Here is a 22,516-nt window from a genome sequence, read left to right on the forward strand (position 1 = left end):
GGAGCTTGATTAAGCCCCTTTTTGACGGATAATTTATGAGGTCGATTCAGAAGATCTTCTCCATGGATTGCCAGAGAATTGAACCAGCCGAATGACTTACATTTCTTCAGAATTAAGCACTTTATTATCGTTTAGTCTTCCGGTATAGCTCTTCCAGAACCCCGGTTCCTTCCTAACATCCTTGAACAAAAGAAATGCCGGCGGAAAATCAGCATAATATTCCCCGGCCAAAGATCGAAGCTGATAAGACTAGGCGAAGTAACTGCTTCCAGCAAATGCTCCTGCTTACCAACTACCCTCTCAATGCGTTCATAAGGAAGTTTGACCTTCAGCCTCTCTCCGTCGGCAAGGATCAATTTTAGCATGTGACGATAGGCTTCTCTCCAGGAGGGGAATTGAAGTTCCGTTTGATCTGTGAAATATCCAAAGTAATTCCCTCTAATCTGGTGAAGCTGGGCAAAATAGTCGCCTAACTTACTTTTAATGTTCTCCTTCTGAGTCTGGCTGAGCTTTTTACGGAGACTGTGCATACTTTGGCCCTTTAGCGCACTCATAAAGAAGTAGTCGCTGGGGATTAAGCTTCTGCTGAAATCAGAGCAAATCACTCTTGGGGCCGGGATGGACGTTTCAGCGGATATTTTATGAAAGACTTCCACTTCAGTTTGCATGAGATGATGTTCATAAGAGAGCAGTTCGGTTTCAGGCGACGACGATACTTTTAGCACTAGCGGTTCCAGTACACCCGTTCTTTGGATCAGATATGCTGCATTAAACATGCCGCCTTTTAACTCATGAATGGAGCTCAAATTTCCTTCATCTCCGAAATTCACTTCAACCAGTTTAGCGATTTGTGTTTCAGATAATCTGAATTTTGTTTTACTCTTCATCGTCCCTCCACTTACCCGCTTTGCGGCATCTTTCAGACTTGAATAGCCTGTAAATCGTTGTCGAGCTGTTGAATCTCTTCCTAATGTTGATTACGGCGTTCTTCCAGTTCCTTAACGATCTGAGGATACTTCGCATCTATGTCATACTTGCGCAGGAAGATATACGTAAGTGCAAAGGTAACTGCAGGAAGATATACAGTAAGGGTAAGAATACTGGTTATTGCGGAATCTGGCTGTGTAGTTAATGTTCCATTATAATTACCCATGGCCAGAATCCAACCGATCATTGCTGCGGCGAGACCCGTACCGATTTTAATACCAAAGCTGTTTGCACCTTTCTCCGATGTCGTCATAAGCTCCCATTCATCTTAGATTCCGATGGATTCTGCCAATCCATTACGATGCTGAATTCGCCGTTCTCTTCTCCTCTTACCATTTGACCATTCGGCAAAACAATCATGCAAGAGATTTCCTCTGGCCAAGTGGCATGCATGCGAAATGTAGAATCGACAAGCTGCCATTGTACGGAAACCATGCCTTTAGAGGTCATTGCACACCCTTCAGCGTGTGAAAGGCGGCCGATTTGCGGACTTATTTTTATCTTCTCGCAGCCTGGGGCAGAAGGCTGAATCCCTAACGTTTCTGTTGTATATTCATAAATCGGAACGGAGCCCCAAGCGTGGGCATCGCTGCGTTTGCTCACAGTATCTTCCATCCATGTTGTTAGTCCTTCGCACGCCATTTGCCTCCATGGAGCCAGCAAATCATATACTTTATCGTACAAACCAACCAAAGAAAGCGCACGGAACTGGTAGATGGACATCGCAAATGAACAGGATACAAAGTCTGGGCATTCGATCGAGTGAAGGATTGCATGCCTGGCCTCTCTTCCTGTCAACGTTCCACTTAGAACAGCCCAAATTTGGGTATGTTGGCTGAAAAGCTCCAGTCCGGGGCCGTCGGTAAGGCAGCCAGGCCGGCTGATCGACATACAGTTTTCCTTTACAGCTAGCTGCATGCGTTCGGCTCGATCAAGATACTCCTTCGCAACGCTCCTTCTATCAGTAAAAGCAGCAAGCTCAGCAGCTCTTTGCAGTGCGTAAGTATACATTAGACAATAAACCGTCAGCGGACCTTGGCGGGCTGCGTCAGGAACGCCATATTCTTCTTTCCATTCGTCAGCCCAGTCCACAAAAGACCAATACCGAGGGTTCATCTTACCAATCAGACCGCTTGCTTCAATCTTCCGGTGGAAATAACCGAGTATGGCGTCTACACCCGGTAGGTACCGCTCGACAAGTTCCCGGTCTCCCGCAAACATCATGTGGTCATGCAGCATGTAAATCCAATATAATGAAAAGCCTGGTATGACTTGGGTTGATACACTAGGATATCGGGACTGTGTTAATCCCTCCGGGAGCAAGGAACTGTAGAAATCAAACAAAGTTCTGCGGGCAAGCCTGTCATCGCCAGATAGAATATACGTGAACTGGATTTGGGAGCGGGTATCCATCACATACTGCAGCTGCTCATAATACGGACAATCTTCGTATGTTTCATGCATGCATCGTTTAAGTGTCCTGATGCTAATATCCCATAAAGCAGTTTCCTGAGGATCTGAAGAACGATATTGGGCGACGACATCAAGCGGGTAACCCGTTTCTCTGTAAGAAAATGTACGAAGCGTTAATGGTGCTTCTCCCGTCCTGATTTCAATTCTGACATAGCGGAATGTGCGAAACCAGAAAGGTTCATATTTCTCTATAAATTCTCCGCTTTCCTGTTCCAGGCCACTAGGTCTATAAATATCCAAATCACCATATAAATCTCCATTTGTACTGTCCGTCCGATCCCCTTTGTCACGTATCCAAGGGACCGATATGGGCGGATTCTCATAACATTCGGCGCACAACAGCCTGATTTCACTTCCTTGTCCGCCGGACAAATCCATTTCCAGGTAACCTGTAGTCAGCTCCCCGGCGTCAAGATCTACCGTTATCATTGAATCAGGTGCGATCGTTAACGGGCGTTCGTACGTCAACAATTCCAACCAATCAGGTTTGCTTCCTTTTGCGGAGAGCTGGGAAATACCAACAAATTTGCGTTTAGTTTCATAGAGAAAAGGAATGGGACGTTTTCTTAACTCCCACGGTTTCAGTTCCCCATGAACGATATCGAATACATATCGGGAGGCCTTCTCCCACTTTTCCGAAACATAGCCTGCTTCTGTCCATCCAAAAGGACGCTTGAACCCGTCAACGGCTTCCGAAATTCCGAGAAATTGCGTATAGACGCCTTGGGATAAAGTAATCGCCTCATCCTTTATACATTCCCAGGATTCATCGGTATGTGCATCTGCAGTCTGAGTATTCTGTTCATCTCTGATAACTGCATGCACATACAGCCCGGGAAGCCGCGTACGCCATACAGACTGATTTCCCTCGCCGGCATAAGGATAACGCAGCACCTGAGCAGCAAAAACGTTTGTGCCTTCTTTCAGGTATTCTCCAACCTCAACTTCCTCATAATGCCATGTGAACCGATCCCCTTTGCAAGGTCCCCGGCTTACGGGTATACCATTGACATAAAGCAGGTAGCGGCTGTCAGCTGAAATGCGAAGCGCGCAGTTATGCCTGCCTTTTCGAAGTTCAAATATTTTTCTAAAATAGACAAATCTTCCTCCCTTGGCTTCATCTTCTTCCTTCCAATGAGGGTGCCATATCCAGCTTGCCTCTTCTTCCCAATCAGGACGCATAAGTGCCCTCCTTTTTTGCAGATCAATTACTCTTTTACACTTCCTGAAGTGACTCCTGAAATAATTCGTTCCGAAAAGATGAAAAATAATACCAGAACCGGAATGGTTGCAATGACGGAAGTTGCCAGTGCTTTATCCATATTAAGCAGAATATTGGATGTATACTTCATAACTGCCAGCGGTATGGTTTTGACTGCGTCGTCTTGAAGCATAATTAACGGCAGGAAAAATTGGTTCCATATATTAACGGACAATATAATGCACAGACTGACGATTACTGGTGAAGCAAGCGGAAACATAATGCGGTAAAAAATTCTCCATTCCCCGGCGCCGTCTATTCGTGCGGATTCGGCCAGAGCATCTGGCAAGCCGGCGAAGAAGTTCGTGAGCATCAGTACAGCCATTGATAAACCCGCTGATAACACCAGAATTACGCTCCACGGAGAATTAATCAGTCCAAGATTTTTGATAATCAAAAATACGGGAACTACACCGAGCTGGACAGGGAACATGAGACCAATCAAAAAGTACAGCATTACACCTTGCTTGAACTTAAAGGAGTAACGACCTAAGCCATAAGCAACCATGGAGGCTAAAGCTACAATGATGATGATGGTCATCATGAGGATAAATACGCTGTTCCAGATATTGACGCCGAAATGTTCGTTGCGGAAAACTTTGACATAGGATTCCAATGTAAAGGACTTGGGCCAGCCCAGTGTATTGGACAGTACATCCTGCTTGGTGCGAAATGAGTTCCATGTAAGATACCCAAGGATGAGTAAGGTGAAGGAAGAGTACATCCAGAGGATCAGCTTTGTTACATACAGCTTTTTGATATCAGCCATGATCATTTCTCCTCCTTATAAGTGAATCTTAGCTGAATCAAAGCAACCACAAAGATGATGGCAAACATGACGACGGCAATGGTAGTCCCCATACCTACGGAGTTTGTGCTTACCGTTCCTCCCATCGCGCCATTCGTTCCGAAAGTAATTCTGTAGAAAAACAGTGTCATCACATCCATCGAATTGTTAATACCGCCGCTTACCCCTCCCAGCAAATAGCTGAAATCAAATAAGGTCATGGCAGCGATATAACTGATCATAGCAATATTTACGATACTGGAACGGATCTGCGGTATAATGACCGAGAAGAACCGTCTCCAGTAGCCGGCTCCGTCCAGATAAGAAGCTTCCATCACTTCGTCGGACAGCATCTTCATGGCTGCCACGAAGTAGATCATACTGAAGCCCACACCGGCCCAAGCATTCATAATAAACAAGGTAAGGACCTCGTAGCCCGGAACCCCTAACCAATTTCGAGCATGTTCCCCTAACCCGATTAGCTGGAGAAACTCGTTGAAAATACCGATATTCTGGTCAAAAACTAGCGTAGCCAGAAATACGATAACGCTAGTGGTAATAAACTGCGGAGCAAAGATCATTGTTTGGAAAAAGCGGTACCCTTTTACACGTGTATAAATTACATAGGCAAAATAAAGCTGTATAGGAATCAGCAGCCCGACGTTAAGCACGACTAATATTGCATTGTTTTTAAGCGCATTTAAGAACTGCCGTTTTAATTCCGAATTAGTGAACAATTCAATATAATTATTAAAGCCTACAAACACCTTCTCACTAAAACCGTTTGACTGAAACAGACTAAGCTGGGCAGCTGAGAAAATGGGATAGATCACGAAAATAGAATACAGAATAAAACCGGGTAATATAAACCACAGATAAGGTCTCTTTCCAAGCCACTGCAACATCTAGATCGCCTCCAAATGATTTGGACGGTTAAGCAGCTCGGCTTAACCGTCCAAAAATCGTTCTGATTATTTTGTACGGAGCAGCGCTTCTTCCAGCATGTCTGCAGCTTGCTGACCATCAATATGAGAGGTTAACAGTTGCGGCATTACTTGCTGAAGAAAGATATCATTCAACTTGATCTCTTCTGTTGATATGTTCGTTAATACGGAATAAATATTATGACCCAGGGAATCAAACGCACTCAATTCTTTGACTCCCTCATCTCTAGGCGTGATATCCTGCAGGGCCGGCACCATACCTGTTTCATCCTCAAACAGCTGTTGGGCTTTTTGACTGGACAGAAACTTTACATATTCGACTGCTTCTTTCGGATGCTTGGTTCCAGCAGATACGGCAAAAGTGGTCGCATTACTGAAGCTTTGCGGAGCAATGCGTTCACCAGATACTGTCGGGATATAAAATCTGCCGAGGTTTATTCCAGCGCCTACGAAGGTTGGATCATTCCAGGTACCATCTGCCATCATTGCTGTCTTGCCGTTAGTAAATGCGAGCTGGGCACCGGCATTGTCTACAGAGGCCAAATCCTTGGTGAAATAACCTTTATCGGCGAACTCTCTGATCGTTTGGAATACCTTAATTATGCTTGGGTCTTTGAAAGAACCAGTCCCCTCATTAATCTTGGTTAATGCTTTCTCAGCGGTAGCAGGCATTAGCGCAAAGGCAAGCCAAGCCCGCTCGAATTCAGATTTACCGGGAACGCTGAAGGGGGTTATTCCCTTATCCTTTATTGCTGCGACCAACGATATAAATTCATCTAAGGTTGCCGGGGCCTGCAATCCTTCCTTTTCAAAAATGTCCTTGTTATAATAAATCAACTGAGAGTCCATAAAGGCCGGAGGCGAGGAATATAGTTTTCCGTCCACCTTCGCGTATTCCATGAGGTCTTCCCCGAAACGGCTGGTATCGAGCCCGTAATCATCCAGATTAAGCAATGCACCGCTCTGCACATACAGCTTCATTTTAGGCGTCTTGTTTCCTTGAACATAGAACACATCCGGCAGCGAGTTACTCTTAACAGCCGTATCGATCGCTGTCTCTGACCCTGAGAATTGAAAGTTTAATTTGATATTCGGATGTTCTTCTTCAAATGCTTGATTGATTGCGGTAAATCCCGCCTCAAACGATGATTGGTTAGACTGGTCTCCCCACACGGTTAGTTCCACTTGTTTTTCGGTTCCGGCTTTGCTGCCTTGATCAGGTGAAGAGCTGTTTGTGTTGTCGCCACATGCTGCCAGCAGCAAGATGGAGACACTTGTCACTGCAAGAAGTGCTTTTCTGAATAACCCCTTTTTCATTTTTTATTTCTCCCTTCGTGTCTAACGGTTTGTAAGCATGTAATAATCATAGTTCACAAAATAAAGCGTTTCCATGAACAAGTTTTTGTTTATGATTCCACATTATTGGATAGTTGCATTTGATGTAGGGCAAAAAACCGGAACAGTGATGTCCCGGTTGATCGTCATTCCAAATTATTAGATGAACATTCCATTTAATTAGATGAGAAGCCAGTCGAGTTTCTGAATTCAGAAACGGTCATACCGGTAACTTTTTTAAACACCTTCACGAAATAATTCGGGTTTGGATATCCCACACGGGAAGCTACCTCTTCAGCAGAAAGCGAGTATCGCTTCATGAGATCGATAGATTTACGGATACGAACCTGGGTCAGGTATTCAAGAAACGTCATCCCCATTTCCTGACTAAATCGATGACTGAAATAATGAATGTTTAAATTCACTAAGCTTGCGGCATCCTCAAGCCGAATGGTTTGGGCGAAATGTGCTTCTACATAACGAAAAACCGGCTCCAGCCATGTTTGCGTTTTCATCCTGGCAGTGGTAGATAAGTCATTGAACCGTCTAATCGTCTGTAAAAAGCAGGACTTTAATTCATCCCATGTTCGCATGGAATCTACTGAATAAAAGGGGAGGGTCATAAAATCGGACTTCTCTGTATCAATCCGCATATTTATGTGCAATGGATCATTTTGATAAATTTTAAGCATCCACTGGACCAAACGGAACGCAGTATCGGGAGAATAACGTGTCTCTAGTTCGCTGCCCACGGCGTCAAGCCACTTCGCCAACTCTTCCTCTGAAGAATTCAATATGCTTATAAATTGCTGCTGCCATTGTTGAAACTTGATGTCCAGCTGCTCCTGAACAACATTTAGACTCGCATCAAAGCGGTACAAGCCTGGCCCGCTGAAAAAGGATCGGTCAATCATTTGCTCTGCTTGGTTTCTTATCACTTTACACTTCTGAAAGGTCAGATGCTCAGACATACCAACTGATACTGTAATGGCAAGATTCTGCTTCACTGTGTCCATCCATTCTTTTACCAGACCAGCCATCATCGTTGTTTCTTCCGGTCCAGTTTCTCGACTAAAGAGTAATCCGTGAAAAAAGCCTTGATCAAAGCCAAGAGGAATTGCATGTGTCGTTTTATTCATAAGATCTTGTAGGAGAAATCCCAAGGCAGTCTGGTCGTCATCGTTGCCTGAGTGATCCATTGACCAAATACGGATTGCAACCCAACAAACAAAAGCAGATTCTTTCAACAGGTCTGTAAGCAAAGGGTACTCTTTGTGATAGAAATCCACCGGAAAAGCAACGATACCCGGAAGTATTCTGGATTGTGTCATCAATCGCTGCCTTTCTTCATCCATGGCATTGGCCCGGCTCTGTCTAGCGCGAACCTTTGAGGAGAGTCTCTCTGATAATCGGGTCAGTGTTGAAATCAATTCATCTGGGTCGAACAGATGCTTGGGAATATAGTCTTGAACACCCAATTGGATTGATCTTCTCGTATATTCAAACTCTTCATAGCTGCTCAGGACTAAAATGATCATCTCTTTATCCGTCTCTCTAATCCGTCTTATCAATTCTAGACCATCCATTTCAGGCATTCTTATATCGGTCAGCAGCACTTCGGGGTAACCATCTGTAGAAAAGGCCTCCCATGCCTCCTTGCCGTTCCGATAAACACCTTGTATTTCATAGCCATTTTCATTCCAGTCAATGATGGTCTGAAATCCAACCCGAACCAGGGATTCATCATCTACAATCGCGATTTTAATCATTTTCGTTTGGCCATCCTTCTTTCAAGATAGGAAGCTTTAACTCCACAGTAGTGCCTGCTCCCCGTTCACTCGTAATGTTCATTCCGTAGGCAGGACCATAGAACATTTCAATCCTCTCTTTCACACTCAATAATCCGATGTGGCTTCCAGTTCCGCTGCTCATAACCTGCTTGATTTCATGTAAGCGCTCTTGACCGATTCCGCTGCCATTGTCCCATACCCGAATACTAAGCATCCCATTCTCTGCTTTTGCCTCCAGACGAATCTGTGCTGAATGATCAACAGACGACAAACCATGAACTATAGCATTTTCTAAGAGGGGTTGAATCAAAAATTTAAGCAGCCGATACGGTTTCGCCTCATCCTCCAGTTCGACCTGAAATATAAAGTTTTGATGACGTACTTGTTGAATCTTGACAAATTCACGCATGACGTTAATTTCGTTTTCAAGCGAAACAAGTTCATTGGTGTCTCTGATCGAGTATCTCAACAGATTGCTCAATGCATCTACGATCTCTTTTATATGATCCTGTTTTCGTATCATGGCCATCCACCGGATGGTATTTAACGTATTGTAGATGAAGTGAGGAGAAAGTTGATTTTGGAGCACTTTTAACTGCACCTGCCGTTTGCGTTCTTCACTGGCCTTCACTTCACCCAATAGATTGTAGATCTCATACATAACAGAAATAAAGGTTTCATTCAGCTGCGTAATTTCTCTGGCCCCTCTGAATTTGGTAAGGGAGTTAGGCTTCTCGCCGCGCAATCCTCTCCGCATATTGGCAAGAAGCCTCGTGATCGGCAAAGCAATGTCGGTACGAATCAGGTAGGAGGCAACCAAACCAAGGACCAGACTTCCCCCGGCCAGCCAAGCAGCAAAAACACTCATTCGGTATACGGTGGCATACACTGTATTTAGAGCATACTCAGCTGTAAGCGTCCATTCATTGTAATCAAGACTTTGTTCAAGACGTAAAACTTCAGAAAAGGTATCTTCCTGTATTCCGTATTCTTGAAGCAGCACTTTATCCGGACCTTTAAGGAAAAAAGCAGTATTGGAACCTGCCATAGCGGAGCTAAGAACGTCCCTGAATACATTAGAAGAAACAATAAGATAAAAATATCCTATAGGTCGGAAGTTCTCATCTTTAATGACTCGTCCTAATCTGAAAGCACTTACATCATCGTTTGTAGGAAAACCTGACCTTACAGAATCCCAATAAGGTGCCCCATTGGCTGTAACCGCATTTGCCTTTCCTTTCTCACTTAAAGGCTCTTGTTCATCTTGGCCGATGACAAAGGTACTGTTGTCAGTAACAAATACACATCCTTTAATACGGTTGCTGTCTAGTCCGCCAATGATCGGCAGCACGCTTCGCTCCAGTTGCTGCTGAATTTCAATTTTTTCAAATTCGTTATGGACCGGTTCAGACAGTATTGCTCCTATTTCATCTGAGGTTAAAATCTGCAGACTCACATTATTATAGGTCTGAATGGTTGCTTCCAGTTTGTCTACAGTCAGGCTCGTAATCGAATCGGAATATGACTCGGCATTGGTACGGATCGCAGCATTATAGTTCTGGGCCAAGAGGCTTAGTCCAACAATAGAGGGGAGAACAAATAAGGGCAAATAAAATAGGAGCAGCTTCTTAGTCAGATTCCAATTATTCCATCGACGAATTAACCATTTATATCCAGGTAGATAGGTAAGGGGCCTTCTCATGTAAGATTCTTCTATACCTCCTATGCTGCTTGACTGACCCAATTAGGGTCAATTTTTTCGACATCATTGTCTTCTTTATAGCGAATGGTTCCGGTTCCTTTAAAGCTCTCTCTTTGTCTATTGGATGAAATGCTTGAAGGGCCAGATACAATCAGCCAGACTTCAATTCTGCAGTATCCGTAAAAACGGGTACCTCACCAGTATCATATATTTATGGATAAAATCATTATGCCGGCTCTTTCTCATAATACCTCCTCCCAGCATTCACAACGTCTTGAAGGCTTTCATATTTATACTATGTTGGAGACAAAATGATTGAAATAACTCTTTCTTAAGGTTAGATAACGCAATTTGAAAGATTGTGAACATTGGATAACCTAATTATTACGTTTGAATATCGTTTAAAAGGATATTATTTGAATTTATATACATTTTTGTGATAAGGTTTAATTGCAAATGATAGTCAGAATATCACATCGAAGCTTGTCATATTAAAATCAGAGGTGGTGTTGGAAAGATGAACTCAGAACAGAGTAGTATCGTCATTCATGAGATATCCAAGTTACAAACTCCTGAACAATTATGGAATCCCTATGATTGGTACCACGATATGCTTGTCAATAATCCGATATATTATGATGAGAAGCAAAACGTCTGGAACGTATTTCGCTATGATGATGTGAACATGGTGCTTAGTGACTTCAAGTTATTTTCAAGTATACGGAAAAGAAGTGTGTCACCTATTCCACCAGTCATTACACGTGTAGATATCAATTCTACCGATCCTCCTATTCAACGTGATATACGTAAGCTGGTATCCAGTGCCTTTACCCCAAGAAGTCTAAAGGAGTGGGAACCAAGAATCAGGAACATCGCAAAAGAATTAATTAATAAAATGAAACAGATGAACAAGCCCGACATTGTCAGTGATCTTGCCGTTCCTCTTCCCGTCACGGTCATTTCTGATTTGTTAGGCACACCAAGACAAGATCTTCATCATATAAAGAACTGGTCCGATATTTTGTTTTTCCCTAATTCAGAGGTCAACGTTACGGATCAAGCCAAAAGAAAATACCGTGCGATGTCGGAATTCAACGAATATTTGCTTCCCATTGTTAAGGGAAAACGTCAAAATCCTGAGAAGGATATTATTTCTGATTTAACTCTTGCAGCGTATGAGGGGACACAACTTACAGATGAGGAAGTGGTAATCTTCAGCTTGGGTCTGCTTGCTGCCGGCAATGAAACAACAACCAATTTACTCGCTAATATGTTTTATACTTTCGTGTATGAACAAAAAGGAATTTATCAGGAGATTCTCTCCAATCGTAGCCTTATTTCCAATGCCATTGAAGAAACGTTGCGTTATCGCTTCCCCATCACACTAGATCGGGTAGTGACATTGGATAGCCATGTGTTGGGTGTCCCTATGAAAAAAGGTGATGTCATTGTTGTATGGCTTGGAGCCGCGAATAATGATGCACAGCAATTCCCGGAACCAAACAAGTTTGATATACACCGAGAGAATAGTAACAAGCATCTTAGCTTTGGGAAAGGCCCTCACTTTTGTCTAGGAGCCCCTCTAGCACGTCTTGAAGCTCAAATAGCATTAGAGTGTTTCGTAGAAACCTTTGCTGATATTGTTGAAACTGAAGCCTTTAATCCTGCGCTTCATTTACACAAAGGAACACAAAATCTACTTACTTTACCTGTAGAATTAAAAATTTTGGATAGAAGTATTATTTAATTTTCTTCCATAAAATAAGCGACCGTTCCTCTTTCGAACACTGAGGGAACGGTCGTTTTGGTATGATGATTTTATTTGAATTAATTAGGACGCGTCTTGAATTTTATGTTAGTAAGTTCTCAATTCACTTTTTAAATAAATTACCGTTCGTCAAATGGCTTCTGTTTCTATGCGTTAATAATTGAGCCCCCGTCGACAAAAAAGGTTTGACCCGTTATATGTCTGGCATCTTCACTTGCCAGAAAAGCAACGACCGGAGCGATATCTTCATAAGGGTCCCCATAACGACCGATTGCAGTGGGCTTGAAACCCAGCAGCTGCGGGTCACGCTGATCTTCGGGCAGCGCATCCAGATGTGCGCGAATTCCATCCGTGAGGGCTCCAGGATTTATGACATTCACATTGATGTTGTCCTTGCCCCATTCTCGGGCAACAACACGCGACAACGCTCGTATTCCTTCTTTAATGGCAGCATATGCGGCATACCCCTCAAGCCCGTCATAACCTGCTCCTGAGCCAAAATTAATGATCTTTCCTCCACCTTGTTTTAAATACGGGTGACTTTCCTTCATCATGAGCCAAGTGGATATAAGTCCTGTTTGGTAGCTCTCATCAAGTGTATCCAATTCATGTTCCAGAAAGGAATGAGGTGTCCGAATAGCAATTGCCAAATTGACTAGAATGTCGATGGTATTAAATTCCTTAATCGTATCTTCAACCAGTAATTTGACCTGCTTGGGCTCAGACAAATCAGCAGTCTTGGCAAGAACCGAAAACCCTGCACGTTCACAACGTGCAGCGGTTTCCTCTAATGACGAGCCATTGATATCAGTAAGCATTAATGATGCGCCCTCTTCAGCCAGACGTAGAGCGATGTAGCTGCCCAGTCCTCCTCCTGCACCCGTTACAATGGCAACCTTACCCATTAGTTTTCCCATAATTCAACCCCTCCACCTTAATTCATGGTCTAAAGTCATCGTTGCTTCCTCTGTCAACATATCCATGCTGTTTAGTTAGTTTTATCGCATGAAACCCACTGAATGGCTGATAATCAACCGCACGTTCAGAATTTAGTATGCGACCGGAAACGCTTTGAGTCCCCGAATGATCATACCTGGCCTCCACTCCAGCAGTTCCGGATCTGTATTTAACCGAATCTCCGGTAGCCGTTGAAGTAAAGCGTTGATCGCAATCTCGCCTTCGAGTCTCGCAAGTGGAGCGCCAAGACAATAATGAACCCCTTTCCCAAAAGCAATGTGGTCATTGACTTTGCGAGTAATGTCAAACGTATCGGGTTTTTCATATTGACTGGAATCACGATTCGCAGAGGATAATGCGACAAGCATCATGTCTCCTTGGTGAATTTGCATTCCCTGAAACTCCACATTTTCCGCTGCCCAGCGTACATTGCTTATTTCAACTGGCCCATTAAATCGCAGCACTTCCTCAACCGCCGCTTGAATCAGATCAGGATCATCCATAAGTAGTTGCTTTTGCTGTGGATGTTCCAGCAACGCCAGCATACCGTTCCCAATCAGGTTCACTGTTGTTTCATGCCCTGCAATTATGAGTACGAATACAAGTGCATATAACTCCTGCTCCGTTAGTTTGTCACCTTCTTCCTCTATGCTGATGAGATCGCTGATGAGGTCCTCTTGAATATGGTTACGCCGCTCCTTGATCAGTTCTTGTAAGTAATCGACAAAAGCCTTCATTACTTCATCGCTCTCCTGATTCATCTGTGGATTGCTGACACTCTCCATAATGGTGTTGGACCAAGCTCTGAATTTGTCTTGATCCTTCAGTGGAACGCCTAGCATTTCACAAATAACGATAATGGGCAGCGGGAAGGCATAGTCCTCAATCAAATCAAACTCCAGAGTGTTTCTTGCCTGAATCTTGTCTAGCAATTGATCGCTTATTTCCACAATTCGTCCTCGCTGCCTCTCAATCATACGGGGAGTAAATGCCTTCTGAATCAAGCGCCGCAGTCGACGATGATCTTCAGGACCAACACTGATCAGATTTCGTGAAATAATCGCCTGATGCGGAGGAAGTGTCTCCTCCTTTTCATTGTTATTATTATGAAGGATTCCGGTTACAAAGCGGCCATCCTGCAAAATGTTGACGGCATCCTCATATCGGGTAACCATCCAGGCAGCATGTCCACTAGGAAGTAAAAGTCGATGAACAGGCTCTTCGGCACGCAGCTTTTCGTAGACTGGGAAAGGTTGCTGAATGAAAGAATGATTCAAGAAATCAACTTCGGACTTGGAACGGCCTTGATTTTCATTGGTAAACATCGTAACGCCTCCCAAAATGATAGTTTAAGTATTAATTCAATATAAAGACTATCATAATTGGAGTTTGACTTTCAAATAAGTTCGTTCAATTCCAGTAATACGAAATTCAACGTTTTCTTAGGTCAATTAATGACTTTGGTTTGTCTTTATAATCTATTCACAATAGACATCGGTGTTTATTACATCAGGTACTATTGCTTCTACTTTTTGTTTTTGTAAGAGTCCATTAGCATATTAAAGATTATTAAATCATCACGGTAATTCTCCGGAGTTGTTTTTATGACCTGATCGTAAACAATTGCATCGTAAAGGGCTTCCAGCTCAATCGTGTAAGGGTCTTTATACGTATGTCGAATAACGGTTTCTTTGTACAAGTCCCCTTCTGTTTCTGACACGATTAATTTAACAGGTAGTCCTTGAATATACGGTGTGTCAAATTCTATTCTAACTATTTTATCCTTTCCGTACACTTCCAGATGAGCATCAAACTTACCTACGTTATTCATACCTGTCTCATAAACTACATTGAAAGAAGGATAGTTGAAAATGGCATTTATAAAGAAGCCTGCACTATTAAAAGCAAAACCGGATACGGATTCTGGCATTCCCAAAGCCTCACGCATAGCAGAAAGATCATGCGACCCTAAAGCGGTAAGGAAATAGTACAACATAATTGTAGTTTCATCAGCGCCCTCACCAAGAACTTCTCTAATCCACTTCTCTGATTTCTCAGCTCGTTCTTTATTTACTTCTTCGGGAAAATCGTTAAACTTTTTCGGGTATGCTCCAGATTGCCTTATGAAATAATCATTCGGTCCAATAATATCTCGTACTCTTGCGTACAAAATTCGGTCTAATCCCCCTATTTCTTTAACTGCAGCTTCAAATGCAGGAGCATATCTTCTCATATAACCGACCATGATATGAACATTATTTCTGCTTTTCGCCTCGATCACAGCTTCTGCTTCGGATAATGAAAGCACCATAGGCTTTTCAATGAGAACATGCTTACCTGCATTGGCAGCAGCTATAGCAGCATCTGCATGATATTCGTTACTGTTACAGACGAAAACAACATCAATATCTTCGTCATTAACGAGATCCTGCACATTTGTATAGAGATTTGAAACACCAAATTTTTCTCCGTTATATTTGAGTGAATTATACGAAACATCACATAAAGCAGTTACTTTGAATTTTTCGGGTAATTCTTTAAGGATAGGCAAGTGTACGACTTGTGCAAGTTCACCCGTACCAATAATTCCTACATTAAGAACTTTACTCATTAGAACTCATCCTCTCAGTATGAAAACGACAAATTTCAATTTAAAATTTAATCGTGTCATTTAATTCGGCTGAACGATAAATCGCTTCAAGTATCTGAGTAACGACTAGCGCTTGTCTTGGTTCAACTACAGGATTTTTGTCTTCAAGGATTGCATCAATCCATTGAGCAATTTCTCGATCAGCATCTGTTTCTTCTACGGGGGATATATACGATATACCGGCTGCATTCTGTAACTGGGTGCTAACGAGATTTCCATACATTTCTGTATTAAATATCAGTTCATTTGTACCTAAGGCTGTATTCCGGCGCATTTCGGCGCCTCCTTTTGTTCCAGACAACGTAGTCATTGCTTCTCTTTCATCTAGTGAATTCAGGGCCCAGGAACATTCTAGATAAATGGATGCACCATTCTTCATTTTGATAAAAGAGAACGCTGACTCCTCTACGTTAAAATGATCCGGATCCCACGGTCCAAAAGGATTGGCCTTATTCTCATATCTTAATTTGTTGTGCACTACGCCGGTTACACTTTCAACTTCGTAGTTATTCATCAACCATAGAGTCAGATCAAGTGCATGGGTGCCAATATCAATAAGCGCACCGCCTCCTTGCATGTCTTTATTTAGGAATACTCCCCAAGTTGGAACACCTCTACGTCGAATTGCGTGCGCTTTAGCTACATAAATTTCTCCCAGATCGCCATTAGTACACGCTTGTTTCAAAAGTATTGAATCTTTTCTGAAACGATTCTGGTATGCGATTGTCAATTTTTTACCTGTACGCTCAGCAGCTTTTACCATTTTCTCTGCTTCCTGACTATTCATGGCCATGGGCTTTTCACACATGACATGCTTCCCTGCCTCTAAAGCCTCGACAGTCATTGAACTGTGTAATGCATTCGGTGTACAGATATGAACGACATCAATTTCAGGATCTTGCAGCATATCTTTATAATTGGTATAAATTTTTGCATCATTTCCTACCAAATCAGCAGCTTTTTTTGCTTTTTCTTCATTTCTACTAGCAAAACCTTTGACATTTACCTTATCAGACAGTTTGAGTAATGCTGGTAGATGTTTTTCTATAGCAATTGCTCCGCAGCCAATAATACCTACATTTAATTTATGCATACTCAACACCCAATAAATCGGATAAGGCGTTAAAGCTTATCTCCACACTTTTTATTTCATCTATCGATATAACATCTTGCTCAACAATGATATATTTAGTGGCTGTGTGCTCTTTTACTAATTTGATAATCCCCTTAATGTCCAGCTTTCCTTGTCCTATTTCTACAAAATTATCAGAATTAAACAATGGAATGAAATCATGTATAGTTATCTCTTTTTCCTTGTCTAGTGTGTCGAGTATATTTATTGTGCTAACGGGATGAGGCAAATCTTTGATATGAATTAATTCACATCGAGTTCCAAGTTGTTTTAGCAACTGCTCGACATTCGCCCCTCCCCTAATAGCCCAATAGATATCTAATTCAAATTTCAAATAATCAGGATTTGTATTTTCTAATAGGATCTCAAATAACGTTTTCCCATCAAACTTTTGAAATTCTTGAAAATGATTATGATAATATAGCTGGATCCCGTGTGTCCAAAGTCTCTTTCCATATTCATTTAATCGTCTACTGAAAGCGATTGCATCATCAGCTCCTTGAAACATCCTCATAGGAATAATTGCTCTATTACACCCTAACTCTTTGTGATAGGCAATTATTTCATTGAGTTCTTGCTCATTTAATTCGGCTGGAATATGTGTTCCAAGTACTTGTATGCCTGCATCTTCAGTCATTTTTTTTAAATCACTGGCAGACAGAGAGCTGATATTAAAAGCGCTATCACTTTGAAAATCAACTGGGATTTCAATGTGCTTATACCCAATTGTTGATAAATTCTGCAAAGTTTTAATCCGATCTTCATTGAATTTATTTCGAACAGAAAACATTTGTAAACCAATTTGAATAGTCAATAAAGTGACCTCCTATTATAATCTTTCCCGATATTGTAGATTAATCATGAAACCCAAACTCTATGGAATCTGGGTTGCCAACGTTCTAATTCAGATGTTTTTGTAGCACTTGAAGGACTGTTTCATAACCTTCGACGTTCAGATGAAGAACATCGGTCGTATACTCTAGCTTCAGATTACCATGCTCGTCTTTTAGCGCTGGGTGAAGATCGACGTAATCAATTGCAAGGCGCGCGGTCATCTCCTGAATCCTCTCGAATCAAAGCGTTGGTTCGACTGCCCAGGATATACTGTATGACACGCGCGTCATCGGAAGGGTAAACCGATTCATTTTTCCGGATCGTCCCAAATACGAGTGTTTTGCTTTCTTAACGAGAAGAAGGAAAATAAAACGGAAAACGGCACTAAAATTACGCTATTCGTCCGATCCTTCCCCTAATACGATTCCAACGGGACCAATCAAGCCGCAATCTAGCGGTTCCCGGTTAGGATCGAAAATGCTTAGCGCATTGTTCAGGGTCGTCGCTACTTCGACCTCTAACTCGTTGTTTTCTCCATAGCGCAAGTATTCCCCGATTGGAATATGACGCCCGATCTGATCGACACCGTGGAGCTCTTGGCCGTTAACGAAGACCCTGAACGTATCGGACACCTCGCCCATCTCTAAAATAACGGCAGCGGAAGTATCTTTCCGCTCTTCAATGCGGAAACTTGTCCGATATCGTCCAATTCCGGATACTTGCCGGAGCGCCGGAATGTGAATCCAGGAGCGCAGCTCGTCAAGTTCAAGCTCGATCCGTTCAATCTTCGTCTCCGTTGGATGAGCGCCAGCAGTCCAGCTGTCCACGACGAGAGACCAGCGATCTGGTATGATCCGCGTACCTTTCGCAATCGTATCACGATATTTCTCTCGCTGAAGCAATCCTGTCCATTCTTCGGCAACTGCGATCAAAGCAGTTCCGTTCGGGGCGAGTCGCAGCTTCGCCGTTGCTTGACCGGAGCCTGTATGAACAGCGGCCATCGGGCATATTGTTCCATCCCAAGCGTTCAGCTTGAAAGGATTCCCCGTCCCTGTGAACTGCACTTCTCCCTCGAATGCCTGCACTTGACTTGGATTGTAGATGAAGTAATAAGAAATACCGTTTTCGTACCGACAGGCATTCAACAGAGGCGACTCGCACTGGACTTGAACGGCAGGAATGACGGAGAGCTCGCCCAGTGCCCCGACCGCATCTTCTTGAGTGTTAACCGCTCTTACCATCGGCAGGTTTAACAGATGCTCGATTCGATCGCACAGTTCGACGTCTTTGGCTCTCATCTTGTCCTTGCTGCCAAAGAATGAAGCAACATGATTCGGAGCTACTCCAACGACCACGACAGGTAGTCCGCTCTCCGCGAAGGCGATCAGTTGATTGGCTGTTTCAATCGGGAGATCGGACGCCCTCCAGTCTCCGGTCAACGACTTCTTACGCATATCTACGACGATAGCACGATATGCCGGTCCGTCCGCTACCAGTACGGATTGTCCCTCGAATGTACCGGTTTGGGCATTTGCTAAATCCAACAAACATGGACTTACAAAGTCATACGTGAAACCGGCTTGTTCATACGGGGTCAATTCCGTTCCCATTGCGCCATGAATCCCATCAATATGATAACGATAAATCGCCAGATCTACCTTCGGCTTACCAAGTTGAAGCAGATATTGAGTGCGTGCGATATAGTCTGTAAGGGCTCTTGCATGAAGGGAATTTGGTTGGCGTCCTCCCCATTCGTTCGAGAACCTCGACCCCATGAGCGACAAGCCCGGCCATTTGAACATCGCTTCGAAATGTTCCGAAGCAGATGAAGTATCGTAGGACATACCGTGAAGAACCGCCTGGTTGACGCCAGCCGCAAAGCCTCGATGCAATTGCCAGAGAAGACCGAAGTCCTGTCCGGTCCACGTCTGCTTGTAGCCATAATCCATAACAGCGCCTACCTCAATCGAATAGATCTCGCGATCATACAGATGAACGGCACCCGATTGGATTCGGTAACCGTCGGTCGAATCATGGAAACCGAGTGATTCCGTCTCCGGGATGTCAACTTCGGCAAGGCCCGAGGAGAGCTCGGTAGGCATGCCGTAAGTTTGATAACGAAGCTTCATATGATGTCCGTTTGCCCACTTTCTTATTGTCCGAAGGTGATTGTCCCGGAACATATCTGTCAAGGTTTGAAAGAAGTCGTTCCTAATGCGCAGGTTTGCCGAGCGGTCAGCGAAATCGTAATCGGAGTCTCCGTCCGTCCGATTGCCCGCACCTAGCTGATACAAACCTTTGACGAATATCGAAGGCAGATAAGGAGTCAAATCATAGCCTCGACGCATATGGAACTCCTCCAATACAGCAGGAGACCAGATCGCGACGGGCATCGTCGCACCGTACATCCCGCCTAGCATAGTTGCGTTCAATTCAATGGAATCACAGAACAAGTTTCCGGCGTTCTTCTCGTATAAGGCAAGTATCTCAGGATCCGCAAACAGGCGTTTATCCCAGTAGCCCGTAACTGCATCGGCTGCAGCTTTCGAAAAGTGGTCGATCGCGGGAGCACCGATTGAGTCGTTCATCTGTCCGTTCGTTTGACTCCAAAAGCCGAACAAGTACCATTCTCCGTCAAGAGGAGCTGTCCATTCTATCCTTCCGTCGTCAACTCTAAAGGTGAGATCGGCTGCCGTATCCAATTCTAGCGTGACGACTTCACCTATGGACTCGCCGCTGTATCTCCGAGCAACCGTCACAGCCACAAGCTTATAAGGACGTGACGGATCGACCGTATCGGGGACAGGAATTGCTCCGTTGTAAGTCCCTGCAACTACCATTGTCCCAATATGCAACCCATGTGTGCAGCGATCGTCACTTTTGTCCATGACGGCGGGCGTTGCGATCGGCCACAGCGGTCCTACAGTGAAATCCAACTGAAAGTTAAGTGGAATGGCGGCTTCGAGTGCAGCTTTCATCCGGTTGTTCCACTCATCACCTCCGAAAACGAAGCGGCCATAATCCGATGGATGTATGTCCGCCGAAGGGATCGGGAAGAAATGGAGGATTTCTGCACCGCCATAGCCAGCTTCCGCCATCCACTCAATCTCCCGTTTGATCTCGTCTTTGTCCATGAACGCACCGGGAAGCCACCACCTCATTTTCGGGCGATAGCGCTTGGAGGGAGTTTGGAATTCCACTGGATCCCATGTATTCATTTAAAACACTCCTTAACTGAGAATGATGGGGAAACTTATCTTTTTCAAACTAGTTATATATTCATTATAAGAACTTTGATTTAGAGAGACTGTAACGTAAACCAAACATTGTATAGCGCGATCTTAACCTGTGTTAACGATTAGAGCTGAGAGAAAGCAAGTCAAGGACTCGCTTTTGCTTGATGAAAAGGGTACAATCAACTTCAAGTTAACTTTAACTATTAAAGGAGCATTCGGACATGTACAGTATTAGTGAAATTGAGAAGATCACAGGTTTGCGTCCCTCCACTCTGCGTTATTACGAACAAGAAGGCATCTTACCACATGTTGAACGGAACGCTTCAGGTAGAAGAGAATATTCCAATGAGGTTTTAGAGTGGCTTGAACTGGTTGTCGCTTTAAAAGATACGGGAATGTCTATTGAAGATATAAAGGCTTACACAGAGCTGATTCGACAAGGTGATCCTTCCCTGGATGCCAGAAAACAATTTTTGCTTATGCATAAAACCAAAGTGGAACGTACTTTGGCTCAGACTCAGTTCCATCTGGAAAAGATTATACGGAAGATAGCGATTTACGATGTTTTGATGCATAAGAAGATGAAATAGCTATGAATATTTATTTTTCAAAATGAGTATTGACTTCAAGTTAACTTTAAGAGGTAGAGTAAAGTTATTACCTTGAAGGAGTGATTACATTGTCAGAATCAAAAGTATGGCTTATTACTGGATGCTCGACAGGATTCGGGCGTCACATTGCGCAACAAGCGATTGAAGCAGGTTATAACGTTGTCGTGACCGCACGTAATGTTCAGCAGGTAACAGATCTTACAGCAGGACATGAGGATCAGGTAATTGCTCTCCCACTGGACGTGACTAGTCCAGAACAGATCCGCAATGTGATTGACCGCACGATTGAGAAGTTTAATCGTATAGATGTGCTTGTGAACAATGCAGGTATTGGATATTTCAGCTCTGTTGAGGAAAGCGTGGAGGAAGAAACCCGTAAAATGTTCGAGGTTAACTTCTGGGGACTTATGCATGTAACGAATGCTGTTCTTCCACATATGAGATCACAAAAAAGTGGTCACATTATAAACTTCTCTTCCATTGGCGGTCTGACTTCGTTCCCGACCCTTGGCTATTATCATGCTACAAAATACGCTGTTGAGGGCATATCCGAGAGTCTATCCCAAGAATTGGCACCTTTTAATATTCATGTGACTTTAATAGAGCCAAGCAGCTTCCGCACAGATTGGGGTGGTCGCTCTTCTGTCAAAACAGAGACAAGCATCCCTGAGCTTAAAGAATCCATCGTCGGACAGATGCTGCAAGGGATCGAACTCGGTGTTGGTCAAGAAGCTGGAGATCCTGCAAAGGCTGCCGAAGCAGTTATTAAAGTTGTGGAAACAACGGAACCGCCTCTTCGTTTGCTGCTGGGACAACAAGCCTACGATGCAGCGACCTATAAATTTAATAGCCTGCTTGCCAGTATAGAACAATGGAAAGAAACAACGATAAACGCAGATTACAAATGATATAAGATTGAATTACAAAAACCCACAAGGCATCACTTTTTATGTGATATCCTTGTGGGTTTATATTTTTCTCTTAATTATCCATTATAAGATTGTACTTAATCAGTTTTTAAGTAATACGATAAATAAAATAAAAAAGCC

The 22,516-nt window shown here is 43.4% G+C and carries 18 protein-coding genes; 3 read left to right on the forward strand and 15 right to left on the reverse strand.

The window, feature by feature from the left end:
- Window positions 1-131: 131 nt before the first annotated feature.
- From ACUTVW_RS07265 to ACUTVW_RS07300, 8 genes are all read right to left on the reverse strand, one after another.
- Window positions 132-887 (reverse strand): phosphotransferase family protein, encoded by a 756-nt coding sequence (locus ACUTVW_RS07265; RefSeq protein WP_336120075.1) that lies wholly within the window; start codon window positions 885-887, stop codon window positions 132-134.
- Between the two features lie 80 nt (window positions 888-967).
- Window positions 968-1,240, reverse strand: coding sequence for an MFS transporter (locus tag ACUTVW_RS07270; RefSeq protein WP_336120074.1), 273 nt, complete (start codon window positions 1,238-1,240; stop codon window positions 968-970).
- Window positions 1,237-3,642, reverse strand: coding sequence for an alpha-L-rhamnosidase-related protein (locus ACUTVW_RS07275; protein ID WP_445645166.1), 2,406 nt, complete (start codon window positions 3,640-3,642; stop codon window positions 1,237-1,239). Before ACUTVW_RS07275 ends, ACUTVW_RS07270 begins: the two co-directional genes overlap by 4 nt.
- 26 nt (window positions 3,643-3,668) lie before the next feature.
- A complete protein-coding gene (locus ACUTVW_RS07280) occupies window positions 3,669-4,490 on the reverse strand; it encodes a carbohydrate ABC transporter permease (RefSeq protein WP_336120072.1) in 822 nt (273 codons plus the stop codon).
- 2 nt (window positions 4,491-4,492) lie between these two features.
- Window positions 4,493-5,413: a carbohydrate ABC transporter permease gene (locus ACUTVW_RS07285; protein WP_336120071.1), complete on the reverse strand. Its 921-nt coding sequence runs from the start codon at window positions 5,411-5,413 to the stop codon at window positions 4,493-4,495.
- Window positions 5,414-5,479: 66 nt separating this feature from the next.
- A complete protein-coding gene (locus ACUTVW_RS07290) occupies window positions 5,480-6,769 on the reverse strand; it encodes an ABC transporter substrate-binding protein (RefSeq protein WP_336120070.1) in 1,290 nt (429 codons plus the stop codon).
- Between the two features lie 194 nt (window positions 6,770-6,963).
- Window positions 6,964-8,556, reverse strand: coding sequence for a response regulator transcription factor (locus tag ACUTVW_RS07295; RefSeq protein WP_336120069.1), 1,593 nt, complete (start codon window positions 8,554-8,556; stop codon window positions 6,964-6,966).
- Window positions 8,549-10,144 carry a sensor histidine kinase gene (locus tag ACUTVW_RS07300; RefSeq protein ID WP_445645167.1) on the reverse strand — a complete coding sequence of 532 codons (1,596 nt, stop codon included), beginning with the start codon at window positions 10,142-10,144 and terminating at the stop codon, window positions 8,549-8,551. Before ACUTVW_RS07300 ends, ACUTVW_RS07295 begins: the two co-directional genes overlap by 8 nt.
- 652 nt (window positions 10,145-10,796) lie before the next feature.
- Here ACUTVW_RS07300 and ACUTVW_RS07305 point away from each other — a divergent pair.
- Complete coding sequence (locus tag ACUTVW_RS07305) at window positions 10,797-12,026, forward strand: cytochrome P450 (RefSeq protein WP_445645168.1); 1,230 nt, start codon at window positions 10,797-10,799, stop codon at window positions 12,024-12,026.
- A 167-nt stretch (window positions 12,027-12,193) separates the two neighbouring features.
- Here ACUTVW_RS07305 and ACUTVW_RS07310 read toward each other — a convergent pair whose 3' ends face one another.
- From ACUTVW_RS07310 to ACUTVW_RS07340, 7 genes are all read right to left on the reverse strand, one after another.
- Window positions 12,194-12,964 carry an SDR family NAD(P)-dependent oxidoreductase gene (locus ACUTVW_RS07310; protein WP_445645169.1) on the reverse strand — a complete coding sequence of 257 codons (771 nt, stop codon included), beginning with the start codon at window positions 12,962-12,964 and terminating at the stop codon, window positions 12,194-12,196.
- Between the two features lie 132 nt (window positions 12,965-13,096).
- Window positions 13,097-14,329 (reverse strand): cytochrome P450 family protein, encoded by a 1,233-nt coding sequence (locus ACUTVW_RS07315; RefSeq protein ID WP_445645170.1) that lies wholly within the window; start codon window positions 14,327-14,329, stop codon window positions 13,097-13,099.
- Between the two features lie 200 nt (window positions 14,330-14,529).
- A complete protein-coding gene (locus ACUTVW_RS07320; RefSeq protein ID WP_445645171.1) occupies window positions 14,530-15,615 on the reverse strand; it encodes a Gfo/Idh/MocA family protein in 1,086 nt (361 codons plus the stop codon).
- 40 nt (window positions 15,616-15,655) lie between these two features.
- On the reverse strand, window positions 15,656-16,747 hold the full coding sequence (locus ACUTVW_RS07325; protein WP_145331231.1) for a Gfo/Idh/MocA family protein: 1,092 nt from the start codon (window positions 16,745-16,747) through the stop codon (window positions 15,656-15,658).
- Window positions 16,740-17,600 carry a sugar phosphate isomerase/epimerase family protein gene (locus ACUTVW_RS07330; RefSeq protein ID WP_445645172.1) on the reverse strand — a complete coding sequence of 287 codons (861 nt, stop codon included), beginning with the start codon at window positions 17,598-17,600 and terminating at the stop codon, window positions 16,740-16,742. The genes ACUTVW_RS07325 and ACUTVW_RS07330 overlap by 8 nt, the downstream gene beginning before the upstream one ends.
- Window positions 17,601-17,685: 85 nt before the next feature.
- Window positions 17,686-17,841 (reverse strand): hypothetical protein, encoded by a 156-nt coding sequence (locus ACUTVW_RS07335; protein ID WP_186331783.1) that lies wholly within the window; start codon window positions 17,839-17,841, stop codon window positions 17,686-17,688.
- A 174-nt stretch (window positions 17,842-18,015) separates the two neighbouring features.
- Window positions 18,016-20,838, reverse strand: a complete 2,823-nt coding sequence (locus ACUTVW_RS07340; protein WP_445645173.1) for a glycosyl hydrolase — start codon at window positions 20,836-20,838, stop codon at window positions 18,016-18,018.
- 239 nt (window positions 20,839-21,077) lie between these two features.
- Here ACUTVW_RS07340 and ACUTVW_RS07345 point away from each other — a divergent pair, with 239 nt between their 5' ends.
- Window positions 21,078-21,446, forward strand: coding sequence for a MerR family transcriptional regulator (locus tag ACUTVW_RS07345; RefSeq protein WP_145331225.1), 369 nt, complete (start codon window positions 21,078-21,080; stop codon window positions 21,444-21,446).
- Between the two features lie 80 nt (window positions 21,447-21,526).
- Window positions 21,527-22,375, forward strand: coding sequence for an oxidoreductase (locus tag ACUTVW_RS07350; protein WP_260984743.1), 849 nt, complete (start codon window positions 21,527-21,529; stop codon window positions 22,373-22,375).
- Window positions 22,376-22,516 lie beyond the last annotated feature (141 nt).

It is taken from the genome of Paenibacillus sp. TSA_86.1 (genome assembly GCF_052691815.1).

Bases quoted from the DNA above. Each gene is read 5' to 3' on its own strand.
- ACUTVW_RS07265 (WP_336120075.1), bottom strand. From the start codon at position 887: ATGAAGAGTAAAACAAAATTCAGATTATCTGAAACACAAATCGCTAAA.
- ACUTVW_RS07270 (WP_336120074.1), bottom strand. From the start codon at position 1,240: ATGACGACATCGGAGAAAGGTGCAAACAGCTTTGGTATTAAAATCGGT.
- ACUTVW_RS07280 (WP_336120072.1), bottom strand. From the start codon at position 4,490: ATGGCTGATATCAAAAAGCTGTATGTAACAAAGCTGATCCTCTGGATG.
- ACUTVW_RS07340 (WP_445645173.1), bottom strand. From the start codon at position 20,838: ATGAATACATGGGATCCAGTGGAATTCCAAACTCCCTCCAAGCGCTAT.
- ACUTVW_RS07345 (WP_145331225.1), top strand. From the start codon at position 21,078: ATGTACAGTATTAGTGAAATTGAGAAGATCACAGGTTTGCGTCCCTCC.
- ACUTVW_RS07310 (WP_445645169.1), bottom strand. From the start codon at position 12,964: ATGGGAAAACTAATGGGTAAGGTTGCCATTGTAACGGGTGCAGGAGGA.
- ACUTVW_RS07305 (WP_445645168.1), top strand. From the start codon at position 10,797: ATGAACTCAGAACAGAGTAGTATCGTCATTCATGAGATATCCAAGTTA.
- ACUTVW_RS07285 (WP_336120071.1), bottom strand. From the start codon at position 5,413: ATGTTGCAGTGGCTTGGAAAGAGACCTTATCTGTGGTTTATATTACCC.
- ACUTVW_RS07335 (WP_186331783.1), bottom strand. From the start codon at position 17,841: ATGACCGCGCGCCTTGCAATTGATTACGTCGATCTTCACCCAGCGCTA.
- ACUTVW_RS07325 (WP_145331231.1), bottom strand. From the start codon at position 16,747: ATGCATAAATTAAATGTAGGTATTATTGGCTGCGGAGCAATTGCTATA.
- ACUTVW_RS07290 (WP_336120070.1), bottom strand. From the start codon at position 6,769: ATGAAAAAGGGGTTATTCAGAAAAGCACTTCTTGCAGTGACAAGTGTC.
- ACUTVW_RS07315 (WP_445645170.1), bottom strand. From the start codon at position 14,329: ATGTTTACCAATGAAAATCAAGGCCGTTCCAAGTCCGAAGTTGATTTC.
- ACUTVW_RS07295 (WP_336120069.1), bottom strand. From the start codon at position 8,556: ATGATTAAAATCGCGATTGTAGATGATGAATCCCTGGTTCGGGTTGGA.
- ACUTVW_RS07275 (WP_445645166.1), bottom strand. From the start codon at position 3,642: ATGCGTCCTGATTGGGAAGAAGAGGCAAGCTGGATATGGCACCCTCAT.
- ACUTVW_RS07320 (WP_445645171.1), bottom strand. From the start codon at position 15,615: ATGAGTAAAGTTCTTAATGTAGGAATTATTGGTACGGGTGAACTTGCA.